This window comes from Nonomuraea maheshkhaliensis (assembly GCF_039529435.1).
GTDB lineage: Bacteria > Actinomycetota > Actinomycetes > Streptosporangiales > Streptosporangiaceae > Nonomuraea > Nonomuraea maheshkhaliensis.
Genome location: NZ_BAAAMU010000122.1, coordinates 1 through 15,956, shown reverse-complemented (window position 1 = coordinate 15,956; position 15,956 = coordinate 1). Strand labels below are relative to the sequence as shown.

Annotated in this window: 18 protein-coding genes; 11 read left to right on the top strand and 7 right to left on the bottom strand. The window is 72.8% G+C overall.

Going from position 1 to position 15,956, the window contains the following annotated elements; all coding sequences use genetic code 11:
- Positions 1-133: 133 nt before the first annotated feature.
- On the bottom strand, positions 134-1,744 hold the full coding sequence (locus ABFX54_RS45785; RefSeq protein WP_346113313.1) for a serine/threonine-protein kinase: 1,611 nt from the start codon (positions 1,742-1,744) through the stop codon (positions 134-136).
- A gap of 380 nt (positions 1,745-2,124) precedes the next feature.
- Between ABFX54_RS45785 and ABFX54_RS45780 the strand changes: the two genes are divergently transcribed.
- Complete coding sequence (locus ABFX54_RS45780) at positions 2,125-2,868, top strand: FHA domain-containing protein (protein ID WP_346113312.1); 744 nt, start codon at positions 2,125-2,127, stop codon at positions 2,866-2,868.
- Positions 2,869-2,906: 38 nt separating this feature from the next.
- Here ABFX54_RS45780 and ABFX54_RS45775 read toward each other — a convergent pair whose 3' ends face one another.
- Both ABFX54_RS45775 and ABFX54_RS45770 read right to left on the bottom strand, forming a co-directional pair.
- Positions 2,907-3,890: an NAD(P)-dependent alcohol dehydrogenase gene (locus ABFX54_RS45775; protein WP_346113311.1), complete on the bottom strand. Its 984-nt coding sequence runs from the start codon at positions 3,888-3,890 to the stop codon at positions 2,907-2,909.
- Between the two features lie 64 nt (positions 3,891-3,954).
- On the bottom strand, positions 3,955-5,448 hold the full coding sequence (locus tag ABFX54_RS45770; RefSeq protein WP_346113310.1) for an IclR family transcriptional regulator domain-containing protein: 1,494 nt from the start codon (positions 5,446-5,448) through the stop codon (positions 3,955-3,957).
- Between the two features lie 135 nt (positions 5,449-5,583).
- On the opposite strand from ABFX54_RS45770, the gene ABFX54_RS45765 reads away from it, so the two are divergent.
- The 8 genes from ABFX54_RS45765 (at position 5,584) to ABFX54_RS45730 (ending at position 12,478) form a co-directional block, all read left to right on the top strand.
- Entirely contained in the window at positions 5,584-6,348 is a 765-nt protein-coding gene (locus ABFX54_RS45765) for a CoA transferase subunit A (protein WP_346113309.1), read from the top strand.
- A complete protein-coding gene (locus ABFX54_RS45760; RefSeq protein WP_346113308.1) occupies positions 6,345-6,974 on the top strand; it encodes a CoA transferase subunit B in 630 nt (209 codons plus the stop codon). Before ABFX54_RS45765 ends, ABFX54_RS45760 begins: the two co-directional genes overlap by 4 nt.
- Positions 6,975-7,020: 46 nt before the next feature.
- Complete coding sequence (locus ABFX54_RS45755; protein ID WP_346113307.1) at positions 7,021-8,169, top strand: thiolase family protein; 1,149 nt, start codon at positions 7,021-7,023, stop codon at positions 8,167-8,169.
- A gap of 4 nt (positions 8,170-8,173) precedes the next feature.
- On the top strand, positions 8,174-8,914 hold the full coding sequence (pcaH, locus tag ABFX54_RS45750) for a protocatechuate 3,4-dioxygenase subunit beta (protein ID WP_346113305.1): 741 nt from the start codon (positions 8,174-8,176) through the stop codon (positions 8,912-8,914).
- Positions 8,911-9,435 carry a dioxygenase family protein gene (locus ABFX54_RS45745; protein WP_346113304.1) on the top strand — a complete coding sequence of 175 codons (525 nt, stop codon included), beginning with the start codon at positions 8,911-8,913 and terminating at the stop codon, positions 9,433-9,435. The genes pcaH and ABFX54_RS45745 overlap by 4 nt, the downstream gene beginning before the upstream one ends.
- On the top strand, positions 9,422-10,654 hold the full coding sequence (pcaB, locus tag ABFX54_RS45740) for a 3-carboxy-cis,cis-muconate cycloisomerase (protein WP_346113303.1): 1,233 nt from the start codon (positions 9,422-9,424) through the stop codon (positions 10,652-10,654). Before ABFX54_RS45745 ends, pcaB begins: the two co-directional genes overlap by 14 nt.
- Entirely contained in the window at positions 10,654-11,751 is a 1,098-nt protein-coding gene (pcaDC, locus tag ABFX54_RS45735; protein ID WP_346113302.1) for a bifunctional 3-oxoadipate enol-lactonase/4-carboxymuconolactone decarboxylase PcaDC, read from the top strand. The genes pcaB and pcaDC overlap by 1 nt, the downstream gene beginning before the upstream one ends.
- A gap of 70 nt (positions 11,752-11,821) precedes the next feature.
- Positions 11,822-12,478, top strand: coding sequence for a TetR family transcriptional regulator (locus tag ABFX54_RS45730; RefSeq protein WP_346113301.1), 657 nt, complete (start codon positions 11,822-11,824; stop codon positions 12,476-12,478).
- Positions 12,479-12,531: 53 nt separating this feature from the next.
- Here ABFX54_RS45730 and ABFX54_RS45725 read toward each other — a convergent pair whose 3' ends face one another.
- The 4 genes from ABFX54_RS45725 to ABFX54_RS45710 all read right to left on the bottom strand — a co-directional run bounded on the left by ABFX54_RS45725 (position 12,532) and on the right by ABFX54_RS45710 (position 15,468).
- The gene (locus tag ABFX54_RS45725; protein WP_346113299.1) at positions 12,532-13,665 is read right to left on the bottom strand and encodes an acyltransferase family protein; all 1,134 of its coding nucleotides are present in this window, start codon (positions 13,663-13,665) and stop codon (positions 12,532-12,534) included.
- A 164-nt stretch (positions 13,666-13,829) separates the two neighbouring features.
- Entirely contained in the window at positions 13,830-13,991 is a 162-nt protein-coding gene (locus ABFX54_RS45720; RefSeq protein ID WP_346113298.1) for a hypothetical protein, read from the bottom strand.
- 117 nt (positions 13,992-14,108) lie between these two features.
- Complete coding sequence (locus ABFX54_RS45715) at positions 14,109-14,654, bottom strand: hypothetical protein (protein WP_346113297.1); 546 nt, start codon at positions 14,652-14,654, stop codon at positions 14,109-14,111.
- A gap of 316 nt (positions 14,655-14,970) precedes the next feature.
- A complete protein-coding gene (locus ABFX54_RS45710) occupies positions 14,971-15,468 on the bottom strand; it encodes a PucR family transcriptional regulator (protein WP_346113296.1) in 498 nt (165 codons plus the stop codon).
- On the opposite strand from ABFX54_RS45710, the gene ABFX54_RS45705 reads away from it, so the two are divergent.
- Complete coding sequence (locus ABFX54_RS45705) at positions 15,455-15,637, top strand: hypothetical protein (RefSeq protein WP_346113295.1); 183 nt, start codon at positions 15,455-15,457, stop codon at positions 15,635-15,637. The genes ABFX54_RS45710 and ABFX54_RS45705 overlap by 14 nt on opposite strands.
- 130 nt (positions 15,638-15,767) lie before the next feature.
- On the top strand, positions 15,768-15,956 hold a 189-nt coding region (locus tag ABFX54_RS45700), incomplete at its 3' end, for an ATP-binding cassette domain-containing protein (RefSeq protein WP_346113294.1).

Genomic DNA, 15,956 nt, shown 5'->3' with positions numbered 1-15,956 from the left:
ATTGCATAGTGCAATAAGGCTGGGAACCCGCGCGCGAGCTTGGATGAGCGTGTCGCGAAGGTGTGTGGACAACTGTGCCCAATATAGAGCGAGCTGAAGCGCATGAAGGGCACTCGCGCTTCCGGGCGCGGGCTCACGAAGGATCGTAGTCGCGCATGTAGCGCGCGACCTTGGCCGTGTAGTCGCGCCACTTCGGCGGTACGCCGCCGGCGCGCTTGACGGGGTCGACGCCGCTGCGGAAGAGCGCGGCCAGGTTCATCGCCGGATCGCCGGGCACGTCGGCGACCTGCGGGCCCAGCCGGCACATGAACCGGCCCATGGACCGGATCGACAGCCGCGCGTCGAACGGCGGCCTCGGCATCGGGCTCCGCGTCCCGCCGGGCTGCCAGTGCCACAGCACTCTGGGCGTCCACCTGGCGATGCCGAACTCGTCGTTCTCCGGATCGGAGAGCGTGGCGTCGAAGCCGGACTCCGCCTTGAGCATCGCGGCGATCAGCGCCGGGCTCAGGCCCGGCAGGCCGCAGGACGTGCCCGCCTCGACGATCAGCGCACGATACTGCTCTGGGACGTCGGAGCCCGGGCGCAGCCAGCGGCCGGTGTCCGCGCCGGTGGACGACGGGGGCGCGGTGGCGCCGGGGGAGGGGGTGCCGCCGGGCGGGCCGGGCCGCTGGAGCATCGCGACGCCCACGGCGGTGGCGGTGGCCACGACCGCGGCTCCCACGGCGATGCCCCCGACGAGCGCGGCCCGCCGCCTCTGCCTGGCCCGCCCACCGTCGACGGGTGCGCCCTCACTGGGAGCGCCGTCGCTTGGTGAGTGGTCGCCGGGCAGCCCGTCGTCGGATGCCCCATCACTCGGCGGGCCATCCCCGGGCGGCCGGTTGCCGGGTGGCTGGTGGTCCGGGTGCTCGCGTTCGGGCGCTGCCTCCGGCCGTTCGTCGTCCGGCGTGGCGGGGAGGACGGGGGTGGGGGACGCCAGGGCCGCCGCGTAGGCGGCGGCGTCCGGGTAGCGGGCGTGCCGGTCCGGCTCAAGCGCGGACATCACCGCCACGTCGACCGCCTCAGGCACCCCGGGCCGCAGCGCGCTGGGCGGCACGCGCAGCTCCGGCTTGGCCGGGACCTTGCCGGTGAGCAGGCGGTACGTCAGCGCGCCGAGCCCGTGCACGTCGGCCCGCGCGTCCGGCGCCCCGTCGAAGTGGAGCTGCTCGGGCGCCTGGTAGCCCGGCGACCCCGCGGGCAGCGTCAGCCCGCTGAGATGGTCGGTGGACCGCGCGATCCCGAGGTCGGCCACCATCACCCGCTCCCCGCCCCCGGGCCGCGAGCAGAACAGCACGTTCGACGGTTTCAGGTCGCGATGGACGACCCCGATGCTGTGCAGCACCGCGACGGCCTGGCAGATCTCGCCCATCAGGGCCAGCGCCTCGCCGATCGGCAGCGGCGGGCCGGTCAGCCGCTCGCCCAGGGTGCCGCGGTCGGCGTACGTCATCACGAAGTAGGGTCGCCCGTCCTCCAGCTCGCCCACGTCGAAGACCTGGACGAGCAGATGGGAGTCGGCCCTGCGCAGCAGCCGCGCCTCCTGGAGGAAGCGTTCGCGCACACCGGCCTGACGGGACCAGTTGTCCGCGAGGATCTTGACCGCCACGGACGAGCGCAACTCCTCGTCGTGCGCGAGGTATACGGAGGCGAAACCCCCGACCCCGATGAGCTGCTCGATCCGGTAGCGGCCCGCGTGGAACGGAGCCGTCATCCACCTCATCATGGTCGATCTTCATGGATCCGTCCACGCGCCCTGGCACCTACCAGGTTACGGAAACGGTCGCCGGCCGGGATCATCGAGGCGGCGAGACCGGCGTCGAGGGGGAGCCACATGGCCGGCGACCACCGGGGCCATGCCGGGAAGGTCGGCTTCCGCGGGGGCGGAAACGGCCGGCCAGACGCCGCGCCGCGGGAGCGCCCGCGGCCGGACGGACGGCCGGCCGTTGCCAGTCCGACCTTCCTGGACACCTTCGAACGCCCTCCCGCACACCTTCCAAGAGCCCCTCCGGACACCATCGAAGGTCCCTCCTGGACACCTTCGAAGAGCCCTTTCTGGACACCGTCAAGAGCGCACGAGTAGGGTCACGCGCGATGTCGCACAGCACGATCTTGATCCAGATGGCCGCCGCGCCCACGGACGACCGGCCGTACTCGCTGGAACTCGCGCCCGGGGAGCAGGCGTTCTTCGGGCGCGGGGCGCCCAACGCGCCCGTCGACGTCCTGCTCGACGACCCCGCCGTCTCCCGCCGGGCGGGCCGGATCGGCGCGGTGAACGACTACTGGGTGCTGTCCAACCTCAGCACCTCCAAGACGTACGTCGTGGAGAACCCGGAGGGCGGCGGGGAGTTCGTCAAGGTGCCGCCGGGGCGGATGGGGGCGCCGATCCCGTTCGAGTTCTCCCGGGTGATGCTGCCCGCCCTGGACGGGACGGTGTCGTTCCTGGTGTTCGCGCCGCGGCACGTACACGTGCCGCCGGGCAGCGCGGACGGCAACGCGGACAGCGGGGCGGTCACGCAGGTCGCCTACCCCCTCGACCAGAACGCCAAATACTTCCGCATCCTGGTCGCGCTGTGCGAGCCGCGCCTGCGCGACCCCTCGACCTCGCGCATCCCGACGGTCCCCGAGATCATGGAACGGCTGCCCGACCTGGGGCTGAGCCGTACCGCGATCGGGTTTCACATCGGCTACCTGGCCGAGAAGAAGCTGCACGTCAAGAGCCCGCAGAGCGGCGAGGGCAAGGCCGACTGGCAGCGTCACGCGCTGGTCTCGCTCGCCCTCAGGTTCGACCTGGTCACCAGCGACCACCTGGCGCTCCTGCCGGTCCCGCGCCGCTGAACCGCCGGCCCCGCCGCACCACCCGCGCGGCACAGGGCTCAGGAGGCGGGTTCCTCGGGATGCGACACGGTGATCACCACGTTGCCGACCTTCCGCCCCGACTCGACGTAGCGGTGGGCTTCGAGGATCTCGTCCAGCGGGTACCGCCTGTCGATCACCGGCCGGAACTTCCCCGCCTCGATCAGCTCCTTGAAGTACCGCGCCATCCCCGGATCGTCCTTGGGAATGGGGAAGTGCACCCGCCTGCCGCCCAGCAGCGGGGTGACGAGCGCCAAGAACAGGTTCTGCGACCCGGGCCCCACGTCGGAGGCGACGAAGATCCCGCGTGGCTTGAGCAGCCGCCGGCACCGCCCGAACGTGGTCTTGCCGACGGCGTCGAGGACGGCGTCGTAGGCGCGCTCGTCCTTGGTGAAGTCGGTGGTCGTGTAGTCCACGACCCGGTCGGCGCCCAGCTCGGCGACCAGGTCGAGGTGCTCGGTGGCGCAGACGGCGGTCACGTCGGCGCCCTCGTTCTTCAGCAACTGCACCGCCGCCGAGCCGATGGCGCCGGTCGCGCCGTACACGAGCACGCTCTTCCCCGCGGTGATCCGCGCCGACCTGAGGAGGCTGAGCGCGTAGTGCGACCCCTCGGTGCCGGCCACGACCTCCTCGTACGACAGCCCCTCGGGGACGAGCGCCAGCGCGACCTTCGGCGAGGCCGTCATGTATTGAGCGTGGGCCCCGAACCCGTCGTCGTTGTAGCCGAAGACCCGGTCGCCGGGCTTGACGGCGGTCACGTCACGGCCCACCGCCTCGACCTCGCCCGCGAACTCGGTGCCGAGGACGGGCACCTTCGGCGTGACGAGGCCGGTGATGAATCTCCAGATGAAGGGCTTGGCCGCGCGTGCCGCGCAGTCCGTGCGGTTGACCGTCGTCGCGTGCACCTTGACGAGCACGTCGCCGTCCTTGACGACCGGCCGATCCACTTCAGCGATGCTCACCACGTCCGGCGGGCCGTATCTGGCGCGCACTGCGGCTTTCATGCCCCGGATTCTAGCCAGCGGACAGCCGCCCGGCGGCGGTCCGCCGATCACGTTCTCCTGAGCTTCACCCGTCCACCGACGCCCGCGTGTAGGCCAGATCGGCCTCCATCCTGGCGGCAGTCTCCCTGAGGGCGGGCAGCACGTCGTTCATGAGGGCGGCGGGGGTGGCGCGGCCGGCGTGGGTGGCGACGTTCACGGCCGCGACGGCGCGCCCGGTCCGGTCCCGTACGGGCACCGCGATCGACCGCACGCCCTCCTCCAGCTCCTGGTCCACCAGCGCGTACCCGTCCGCCGCCGCCCGGCGCAGCAGTGCCCGCAGCTCGGAGCGCGAGGTGACGGTCCTGGCCGCCAGGCGGCGCGGCACGATCGACGCCAGCCGCTCCTCGGGCAGCTCGGCGAGGAGCACCCGCCCCATGGAGGTCGCGTACGCGGGCAGCCGGGTGCCCACGGTGAGGTTGACGCTCATGAGGCTCACGGTCTGGACCCTGGCCACGTACACCACGTCGTCGCCCGACAGCACCGCCACCGACGCGGACTCGCGCACCCGGGCCGCCAGATCGGCCAGGTGCGGCTGGACGATCTCGCCGAACGTCAGCCCGGACAGGTGGGCGTACCCGAACTCCAGCACGCGGGGGAGCAGCGTGAACCGGCCGCCGGCGGCGGTGGCGTAACCGAGGCGCTCCAGGGTCTGCACCGCGCGCCGTACGGTCGCGCGGGGCAGGCCCGTGACCTTGGCGCAGTCCGCGAGCGTCAGCCCGCCGCGCGCCGACCCGAGCGCGACCAGCACGGCGAGCCCGCGCGCCAGCGACTGCAGGAACCCCATGCCCAGCTCCCGCTTGGCGGCACCGTCCACAGCCCATTCGAGATGCGCTGGAGGCAGAGGTAGGGGTGAGCAGTCGCGCAGGATCGCCTCCATCTCCTCGACCGTCCGGCGCAGCGCGGGCAGGCAGTGGTCGCGCAGCCCGGCCGCCGTGTGCCTGCTGGTGTGGCTCACGACGCTGATCGCGCAGACCGCGGCGCCGGAACCGTCCCGTACGGGCACCGCCACCGCGATCAGCCCCGGCTCGATGAGCTGGTCGTCCTCGGCCCACGGCGCGTCCGGAGCGAGCAGCGCCAGCCCGGCCGCGCAGCGATCGACCGGCAGCACGTCGCCCACGCGGAAGCTGACCGACATGGTCCGCCGCCGGGTGACCTGCACGACGAAACGCACCCTGTCGCCGTCCCGCACGGCCAGCGACACGGACTCGTCCAGCTCCTCGGCCAGCCGCACGGCCGGCGGGGCGAGGGCGTCGCCCAGCCCGTCGCCGGCCAGGTACGCCTCGCCCAGCTCCATCAGGCGCGGCGCGAGCCGCACGTCGCGGCCGTCCACGCGCAGGTAGCCGAGGTGGACGAGGGTGCTGACGACCCGGTCGACCGTGGACCTGGCCAGGCCGGTCGCGCGGGCCAGGTCCGTCGCGCGGGCGGGCCGCGCCGGGTCGGCGGCCACGGCGCGCAGCACGGCCAGCCCGCGCTCCAGCGTCCCCGCGGCTTCCGCGGGCCGCTCCGACGCCTGCTCCATGGGTTCCTCCGCCGGTTCCGGGTCGCCGAGACGTTCAGGGACGACCTTTGACAGGCGCGCCACCCGTACAGATACTGACAGGGATACTTTAGTGAACAAAAGTTCGCACAGCGAACACGTGTCGATCGGAGCGTCGTGCGGAGAGACAAAGTGCTCGCCACGGCCGCGGAGGCGCTGGCCGGCGTGCACGACGGAGCGTCGTTCGCCGTCGGCGGCTTCGGCCTCAGCGGCATCCCCAACGTGCTGATCCAGGCCCTCTACGACACGGGCGTGCGCCGCATCGGCGTCGTGTCCAACAACTGCGGGGTGGACGGCGGCGGCCTGGGCGTCCTGCTGGCGGCCGGGCGCATCGCCCACGTCACCGCCTCCTACATCGGCGACAACAAGGAGTTCGCCCGGCAATACCTGGCCGGCGAGCTGACGGTCGAGCTCACCCCGCAGGGCAGCCTGGCCGAGCGGCTGCGCGCGGGCGGCAGCGGCATCCCCGCCTTCTACACCCCGGCGGGCGTCGGCACGCCCATCGCCGATGGCGGCCTGCCGCTGCGCCACAACCCCGACGGCAGCGTCGCGCTCGCCTCGCCGGCCAAGGAGGTGCGCGAGTTCGACGGCCGCGAGTACGTGCTCGAACACGGCATCCGCACCGACTTCGCCCTCGTCCGCGCGGCCAGGGGAGACCGGCACGGCAACCTCGTCTTCCACAAGGCCGCCAGGAACTTCAACCCCCTCGCCGCCATGGCAGGGCGGATCACGATCGCCGAGGTCGAGGAGCTGACCGAGCTGGACCCCGACGAGGTCCACCTGCCCGGCGTCTTCGTCCAGCGCGTCATCGTCCTCACGCCCGAACAGGCCGCCGACAAATCCATCGAGAAGCGCACGATCACCCCGAAGGTCGCCCGATGAGCTGGACCCGTGACGAGATGGTCGCCAGGGCCGCCGCCGAGCTGCGTGACGGCGACTACGTCAACCTGGGCATCGGCCTGCCCACCCGCATCCCCTCCCATCTGCCGCCCGGCGTGGACGTGGTGCTCCACTCCGAGAACGGCATCCTCGGCGTCGGCCCCTACCCGACCGAGGACGAGGTCGACCCCGATCTGATCAACGCCGGCAAGGAGACCGTCACCGTGCTGCCCGGCGCGTCGTTCTTCGACTCCTCGCTGTCGTTCGGCATGATCCGCGGCGGCCACATCGACGTGGCGGTGCTCGGCGCGATGCAGGTCTCGGCCCGGGGCGACCTGGCCAACTGGATGGTGCCCGGCCGGCTCGTCAAGGGCATGGGCGGGGCCATGGACCTCGTGCACGGCGCCCGCAGGGTCGTCGTGATCATGGAGCACAACGCCAAGGACGGCTCCGCGAAGATCGTCGAGGAGTGCTCGCTGCCGCTGACGGGGAAGGAATGCGTCCACCGCGTCATCACCGACCTCGGGGTCCTCGACATCACCGACCGGGGGCTCACGCTCGTGGAACGCGCGCCGGGAGTGAGCCTGGACGAACTGCGTGACCGTACCGACGCGGAGGTCCGGGCGTGAGCGGGCAGAGGACGCACGATCGTACCGACGCGGAGGTCATCGCGACATGAAGGACGTCTACATCGCCGACGCCGTACGCACGCCGTTCGGCCGCTACGGCGGCGCCCTGTCCGGGATCCGCCCGGACGACCTGGCCGCGCACGTCGTCTCGGCCCTGGTCACGCGCAACGACCTGGAGTCCGTGGACGAGGTCGTGCTCGGCAACGCCAACGGCGCCGGCGAGGAGAACCGCAACGTCGCCCGCATGGCCGCCATCCTGAGCGGCCTGCCGATCACCACGCCGGGCGTGACCGTGAACCGGCTGTGCGGCTCCGGCATGGAGGCCGTCATCCAGGCATACCGGGCCATCGCGCTCGGCGACGCCTCGGCCGTGATCGCGGGCGGGGTGGAGTCGATGACCCGCGCCCCGTGGGTGCTGCCCAAGCCCGAACGCGCGTTCCCGGCCGGCGGCCAGGAGCTGGTCTCCACGACGCTCGGGTGGCGGCTGGTCAACCCGGCCATGCCCGCCCAGCACACGGTCGCGCTCGGCGAGGGCGCGGAGCTGATCGCCGACAAGCACGGGATCACCCGCCCGGAGCAGGACGCGTTCGCGCTGGCCAGCCACCAGAAGGCGGCCAAGGCGTCCTTCGAGCGGGAGATCGTCCCGATCGCGTCCGTCACCCGCGACGAGGGCATCCGCCACGACACCTCCCTTGAGGCGCTGGCCAAGCTCAAGCCCGCCTTCCGCAAGGACGGCGGCACCGTCACCGCGGGCAACTCCTCCCCGCTGAACGACGGCGCGGCTGCGCTGCTGCTGACCGACGAGGCGGGGCTGCGCGGGCGCGAGCCCCTGGCCAGGATCGTGGCGAGCGGCGTCAGCGCGCTGGAGCCGCGTTACTTCGGGCTCGGCCCCGTCGAGGCGGCGAACAGGGCGCTGGCCAAGGCGGGCCAACGACTCGGCGATCTCGCCACGGCCGAGCTGAACGAGGCGTTCGCCGCGCAGGTGCTCGGCTGCCTGGCCGAACTGCCCGACCTCGACCCGGCCATCGTCAACCCCGACGGCGGCGCCATCGCCATCGGCCACCCGCTCGGCGCCTCGGGAGCCCGCGTGACCGGCGCGGTGGCCCACCGGCTGGCCGCCGCCGGCTCGGGCACCGGGCTCGCCTGCCTCTGCATCGGCGTCGGTCAAGGGCTGGCCGTCGTACTCGAAAGGTAGCGGAATGTCTGAACCCCTCCAGCAGTCCGACATCGACCAGGAGATCGCCGCGCTCGCGGGCGCGGCGGCCGACCACCCCGCACGCGACTACGCCCCCTACCGCAGCACCCTGCTCCGCCATCCCCGGCAGCCGCTGGTGCCCATCAAGGACCCCGAGGCCGTCGAACTGTCGGGGCCCGTCTTCGGCGTCACCGACGTGACGCCCATGGACAGCGACCTCACCAAGCAGCACATGAGCGAGCCGCTGGGGGAGCGGATCACCGTACAGGGGCGCGTGCTCGACCGCGAGGGGCGGCCGGTGCGCAACCAGCTCGTGGAGATCTGGCAGGCCAACGCCTCAGGACGTTACCTGCACCAGCGCGACGACCACCCCGCGCCGCTCGACCCGAACTTCACCGGCGTCGGCCGCTGCCTGACCGGCGACGACGGCTCCTACCGCTTCACCACGATCAAGCCCGGCGCCTATCCGTGGCGCAACCACGTCAACGCCTGGCGGCCCGCGCACATCCACTTCTCGCTGTTCGGGACCTCGTTCACGCAGCGGCTCGTCACCCAGATGTACTTTCCGGGGGATCCGCTGTTCGCGTACGACCCGATCCTGCAGTCGGTGACCGACGAGAGCGCCAGGCAGCGGCTGGTCGCGTCGTACGCGCACGAGCTGTCGGTGCCGGAATTCTCGCTCGGCTACCGGTGGGACATCGTCCTCGACGGTCCTTCCGCGACCTGGATGGAGGAAGGCCGATGAACCCGACCCCTTCACAGACCGTGGGCCCGTTCTACGGGTACGCGCTGCCCTTCCCCGGCGGCGGCGACATCGCGCTCGGCGGGATCGCCGTGCACGGCTACGTCTACGACGGCGCGGGGGAGCCCGTGCCGGACGCGCTGCTGGAGTTCTGGCAGGCCGACGAGCAGGGACGGGTGCGCGGGGCGCCCGGCACGCTGCGCCGCGACCCGACCAGTGCCGCCGTGCTCGGCCGCGACGGCGTCACCTTCACCGGCTTCGGCCGCGTCGCCACCGATCGGGACGGGCACTGGACGTTGCGTACGGTGGAGCCGGCGAACGGGTACATCAGCGTGTGCGTGTTCGCGCGCGGGCTGCTGCGCCATCTCTACACGCGCATCTACCTCGGCCGGGACGCCTTCCTCGACTCGCTGCCGCCGGAGCGCGGCCGGACGCTGGTGGCGGTGGAGGAGCGGGAAGGGGTACGCCGATTCGACATCCACCTCCAGGGAGAGAAGGAGACGGTCTTCCTTGACTTCGGCTGACCCCGGCCCACCGGGCGCGGGGCGCGACGTGGCCTCCGCGCCTGCGGGGGCGGATCTCGGGCTGCTCTCGCCGATGCGAGGCGGGGCCGAGGCGACCGGCGACGCCGCCGTGCTGCAGGCGATGCTGGACGCCGAGGCCGCGCTGGCCCGGGCGCAGGCGGCGCTCGGGCTCGTTCCGCCCGAGGCGGCGGACGCGGTGACGGCCGCGGCCCGCGCGGAGGCGTTCTGTCTGGAGGATCTGGTGGTGCGGGCGCGCTCCGGCGGCAACCCCGTCATCCCCCTCGTGGCGGACCTCCGCACGGCGGCCGCCCCTTTCGGGGAGTACGTCCATCGTGGTGCGACAAGTCAGGACATCGTGGACACGGCTCTCATGCTCGTCGCACACCGCGCGCTGGGGCCCGTACTGGCCGATCTGGAACGGACGACCGACCGGCTCGCCGCGCTGGCCACCGAGCACCGCGAGACCCCGATGGCCGCCAGGACGCTCACCCAGCAGGCCGTACCCACGACGTTCGGGCTGAAGGCGGCGGGCTGGCACCGGCTGGCCACCGACGCCCGCACCCGCCTCACCGCCGCCCGCCGGACCCTCCCTGCCCAGCTCGGCGGCGCGGCGGGCACCCTCGCCGCTTTCCAGCCCCCTGGCCCAGGGGCGCAGGCGGTGGAGGTGGCGTTGCGGTTGCCGGGGCGGTTCGCGGCCGAGGTGGGGCTGGCCGAGCCGCCGCTGCCCTGGCACGTCCTGCGCACGCCGATCGCCGACCTGGCCGGGGCGCTGGCGTTCACCGCGGGGGCGCTGGGCAAGCCGGCGGCCGACGTGCTGGTCCTGTCGCGTACCGAGATCGGCGAGCTCTCCGAGGGCGTCGGCGGCGGCTCGTCGTCCATGCCGCACAAGCACAACCCCGTCCGGGCCACGATGATCGCCGCCGCGGCCCGCCAGGTGCCCGCGCTCGCCGCCATCCTGTACGGCTCGCTCGCCGCCGAGGACGAGCGCCCCTCCGGCGCCTGGCACGCCGAATGGCAGCCGTTGCGCGAGGCGTTGCGCCTGGTCGCGGGCGCCGCGAGGGACGCCGCCGAACTGGTCGCCGGCCTCCGCGTACACCCGGAGCGCATGCGCGCCAACCTGACCGTCACCGGCGACGCCGCCCCTGCCCCCGCCCTCGTGGATCGCGCTCTCTCAATCCAGCACCCTCCCACCCACGACCAGGACGAGGCACCTCACTGATGCTGCACTACCGGCTGGACGGCCCCGAGCAGGGGCAGCCGCTCATCCTCGGACCGTCGCTCGGCACCTCCACCCGCCTGTGGCAGCCGCAGCTCCAGGCGCTCGCCCGCACCTTCAGGGTGCTCAGGTACGACCTGCCCGGTCACGGCGACTCGCCCGCCGACGCCAAGGCGAGCACCGTCGACGACCTGGCGGAGCTGGTCCTGGAGGCGGCCGCCGCCGAGGGCATGGACGGCTTCCACTACGCGGGGGTCTCGATCGGCGGCGCGATCGGCGCCACCCTCGCGGTCCGGCATCCGGGACGGCTGCGTTCCCTGACCATGATCTGCTCAAGCGCCCGCTTCGGCGACCCACGGGCGTGGCACGAACGAGCCGCCCTGGTACGTGCCCAGGGCACCGCACCACTGCTGCGAACCGCCCCCGGCCGCTGGTTCGCACAGACACCGGACCGCGGGCTCCTCGACGACCTGGCCACCACCGACCCCGCCGGCTACGCCGCCTGCTGCGACGCGCTGGGCGCCTACGACCTGCGCGCCGAGCTGGCCGGCATCACCGTGCCCACCCTGATCGTGGCCGGTCGCGAGGACCCGGCGACGCCGCCGCCGCACGCCAGGGAGCTGGCCGACGGCATCCCCGGCGCCACCCTCGTGGAGCTCCCTGCCGCCGCCCACCTGGCGAACGTCGACCAGCCGGCCCGCGTCACCCAGGCCCTCCTCGCCCACCTCCCCACCGCCACCGGCATGCGGGTACGACGCGAGGTGCTCGGCGACGCCCACGTCGACCGCGCCGTGGCCCGGACGACCGATTTCACCAGGGACTTCCAGGATTTCATCACCCGCTACGCCTGGGGCGAGATCTGGACCCGTCCCGGGCTCGACCGCCGTACCCGCAGCTGCGTCACGCTCGCCGCGCTGGTCGCCCGCGGGCACCTCGACGAGCTGGCCATGCACGTGCGCGCGGCCGTGCGCAACGGGCTCACCCCCGACGAGATCGGCGAGGTGCTGCTGCAGAGCGCCGTCTACTGTGGGGTCCCGGCCGCCAACGCCGCGTTCGCCGTCGCCCAGCGCGTGCTGACCGAGCTGGAGCAGGAAGCCTGAGCTGGGCGAACGGGGCCGACGCCCCCGGCCGGCTCGCCGTCGGGTCCGCGGGCGGATCTATGATGAGCCAATGACCTCGCCCCCCGCCGCCGCCGAACGCCAGCGGGACGCCGACCGTACCAAAGCGGAGATCCTCGAGGTCGCGCAGCGCGAGTTCGCCCGCGAGGGCTACGCGGGCGCGCGGGTCGACGAGATCGCGGCCCGCATGCGCACCACCAAACGGATGATCTACTACTACTTCGGCAGCAAGGAGCGGCTCTACATCGCGGTGCTGGAGAAGGTGTACGCCGAGGTGCGCGCGGCGGAGCGCACGGTGGACGTGGAGCACCTGGCGCCGGTCGAGGCCATCCGCACGCTGGCCGAGCTGACCTTCGACCACCACGACGCGCACCGCGAGTTCATCCAGCTCGTGGCGATCGAGAACGTGCACCGCGCCGAGCACATCCGCAAGTCCGAGGTGCTGGCCAACCTGGGCACACCGGTGCTCGACCTCATCGAGCGCATCCTGGACGCGGGCCAGGCGTCGGGCGACTTCGTCACCGAGGCCGACGCGATCGACGTGCACATGATGATCAGCGCGTTCTGCGTGTTCAGGGTGGCCAACCAGCACACGTTCGGCGCGCTGTTCGGGCGCGACATGACCGCCGCCGAGCATCGGGCCAGGCAGCGGCGCATGGTCGGCGAGATGGTCGTCGGCTACCTGAGCGGCAAGGGCGCCCGCACCTGAACGACTGCTCAGCGTAGGCCGGCGCTCACGGACGCGACGGGTCAGGCAGTGCGTCAGGCGTTGGCCGGATCTCCGCGATGGCTTGAGCTGAGCCGCTTGCCGAGCCGCTGGGCGGGCAGCTCGATCACGCGATGAGTCAGCAGGCTGAGCGGGATCAGGATGAGGAAGAAGACCGGCAGGTTCGGGCTCGCGTACAGCAGCAGGGGATGCAGCAGGTAGACGGAGAAGCTGATCACGCCGAGGCCCGCCAGCCAGCGCGGGAAGCGGCGCCGGCGCAGCGCGTACGCCAGCGCGAACGCGCCGAAGGCCAGCACGATCGCCGGCGCCCATGCGGGGTCGCCCTTGGCGGGCAGCCCGCAGCCGAGCGCCGCGGCCACCGCGACCGTGGCGGCCGGCCGGGAGATCGTCCCCTGCTCCGCCCGGTACACCGCCGTCCCCGCGAACATCGTCGCCAGGATGATCACCCCCTGCCAGGTGCCGCCCCTGCTGCCCAGGATCACCAGCGCCAGCCCCAGCAGGCCGCCCGCGACCGCGCCCGCCGTACGCGCGGCGCCGCGTCCCAGCATGGTCAGGGCGATGGCGGCGACGACGGCGAGGCCGAGCAGCGCGGCGGTCAGATCGGCGCCACCGCCGATGCCGGCCCTCGGCAGCAGCAGCCCGAGCGGTACGGCCAGCAGCGCCAGCACGATCGAGATCGTCGCCGACCTGTGCGCCTGCCGCACCGCGAACAACGCCACGCACAGCAGGTAGAAAGCCATTTCGTACGAGAGCGTCCAGGTGACGCTGATGACCGCGGGCAGGTTCAGTAATTCCTGCGTCATCGTCAGGTTGCCCAGCGCGACGAGCAGCGGCGGCCGCTCGCCGAGCCCCGGAGGTGACGGGAGCGACCCGGCCGCCAGGAGCAGGAACGCCAGGCAGAACGCGGTCAGGAGCAGCGGCAGGAGCCGGAAGGCCCGGCCGGTCCAGAAGGCGCGCAGGTCGCCGCGGCGTTCCAGGGAGGCGGGGATGATGTAGCCGCTGACCAGGAAGAACACGAACACGCCCCACGTGCCGAGATCGATCCTGCGATCCACCTCCGCCCAGACGCCCGGGATGAACGTCCATCCGGCGTGGTGCATGGTGACGGCCAGCGCTGCCGGTCCCCGCAGGGCGTCCAGCCAGGCCAGCCGGGCGGGGGCCAGAAGCATTTGCCGCAGTGTACGGCATTACCGACATAACGCGACCTTGCCCCCAACCAGCCGACCGGGTTCCTGCGCTCGGCTCCGCTCTTGGCGCCCACGGTGACGAGGATCAAGGCGTCGAAACTCATCATCTGTCCGCCTTCGGGGCGGACAGCGCGGCCCGTGCGTGGTCAGAGCGCGCGATGGTCGGTGTGGCCACGCTGGTCGCCATCGAAGGGGGCGGTGCGGTCGGGGGTGTTGTACGGCTGGATGGTGACCGCTGTGAGCGGGCCGAAGGACCCCGGCGAGGACGCCTGCGTGGCCGACGCGGCGAACGCGCCGCTGCCCGCCATGGTCCGAGGAACCGCTCGGCCGGCCCGTCAACGAGTCCGGCCTTCCGGGTCCGGCCCAAGGCCGCCGGCGGCGTGCAGCGCACCGGCGGCCGGCAGGTTTCCTGCGCGGGACAACTGCTACGCCGGGAAGTCCTTCGGGTTGACGCCGCTGGTGCGTGCCTTGCCGCCGCGGACCGGGTGCAGGGTCAGGGTGTAGATGGTGTAGCGCGTGCCGGGAGAGCGGAACCGCAGCCGGTCGTTGAAGCGCTGGTAGACGGCGTTGCGGGCGAACCTGCCCTTGGAGACGCTGAACCGGGAGCCGGTGGTGAAGTAGATCCGGTACGTGCCGTCCCTGACGTCCCTGACGGTCGCGGTGGACTTGGCGCGGACGTAGATGCTGATCGCCTTGGTGCTGCCCCTGACCAGGGCGACGACGCCGTCCCGCGACGTGCCGTTCCTGATCTTGAGCTGGTTCACGCCGCCGCCGATGCGGTGGTAGAGGATCCGGCCGTTCGACGGCCGGGCGAGCGCGGCGGTCTCGGCCTGGACGGTCACCGAAGTGGCCGCGCTCAGGCCGGCCGTGGGGGCAGCGCCGGCCGGGGTGGTGGTGATCAGGCCACCGGCCAGAGCGACCGCCGCGACGACGCCTGCTCGCAGGGGAGTACGTTCGACAAGTCTCTTCACAGTCCACATCTCCTTCGCGACCTTCGGTCACGGTAAAGATAGAAGAGACGGGGCTTTACCGAAACCTGGTATTTCACAGGGGTACGCGGGAATCGCGGGCCCGCCACGCGTAAGGACCGGGCGCCCGGCCTCAGGGACCGGGGCGGCGGGCCAGGTGGCAGGAGACCAGGTGCCCGGCCCCGGCGACGGGCTCACGCACGGGCGCCGAGCGCGCGCAGGAGTCCTCCGCCATGAAGCAGCGCGGATGGAACGAGCACCCGGACGGCGGAACGCTGGAGGCCGGGGCCGAGCGCCCTCATCGTCGAAACCGGACATCTCACCCGCCACCCGTTGTGGGCGGCCACAGCGCGCCGCCTGCGTGCCGTTTGTAGGGCGCTACAGCTCGCCGCTCGTGGCGCGCTACAGCTCGCCGCGCAGCCGCAGCAGGCCAGATCACCAGCCGCTCGGCCGGGTCGGCCAGATCCACCTCGAACAGCTCCTGCAGCCGGCGCACCCGGTGACGCGGCGTGTTCTCGTGCACCGACAGCTCGGCCGCCGCCCTGGCCGCCTCGCCGAACGCGTCCAGGTAGGCCAGCAGGGTGACGGCGTGCGTGGTGGACTGGGTCCTGTCGGAGTCGAGCATGCGGCGTACCGGGAGCAGCAGCTGCGCGACGGCCACGCCGCCGCGCTCGGCCAGGTCGTACAGGGCGACGCGGCTGCGTACCTGCTCGTCGGTGGCGACCGCCGCGGGCCCGGCCGAGGTCTCGCCGAGCACGCGCAGGACCCGCTCGGCGAGCCTGCTGGACGAACGCGAGCTGGCCGTGGGCAACGGCACCCGGGCCGTCCGTGGCGGCGCGCGGGAGCTGGCGCGGACGTACGGCCGGTGGTGCGCGGAGGCCGAGGCGGGCGCGGCCGACGAGACGATCCCGATCCGGCACCTGGTGGCCATCCAGTACGGCGCCATCCTCGCCGGCGCGGACCGGGCGGTGCACGGGCACCGCTGACGAAAATCGCGTGGCGGGCCGTCGCGGCCCGTCCGTACACTGACGGCATGTCTACGCCCCGTACCTCCTAGCCAGGACACACGCCTCCCCGCCACCCGTGTGTCCTCTAGCAGTTCCGGAGCGAGATCCCATGCTGACCTTCCGTGACATCGCCGTGCGCGCCGGCGCCGGCCTCCTCATGTCGGGCGTCACCGCCCACGTCGCCCCCGGCGACCGCGTCGGCCTCGTCGGCCGCAACGGCGCGGGCAAGTCCACCCTGATGAAGATCCTCGCCGGGGGGCTCCAGCCCGCCGGCGGCGAGATCGTGCGTACCGGCCCG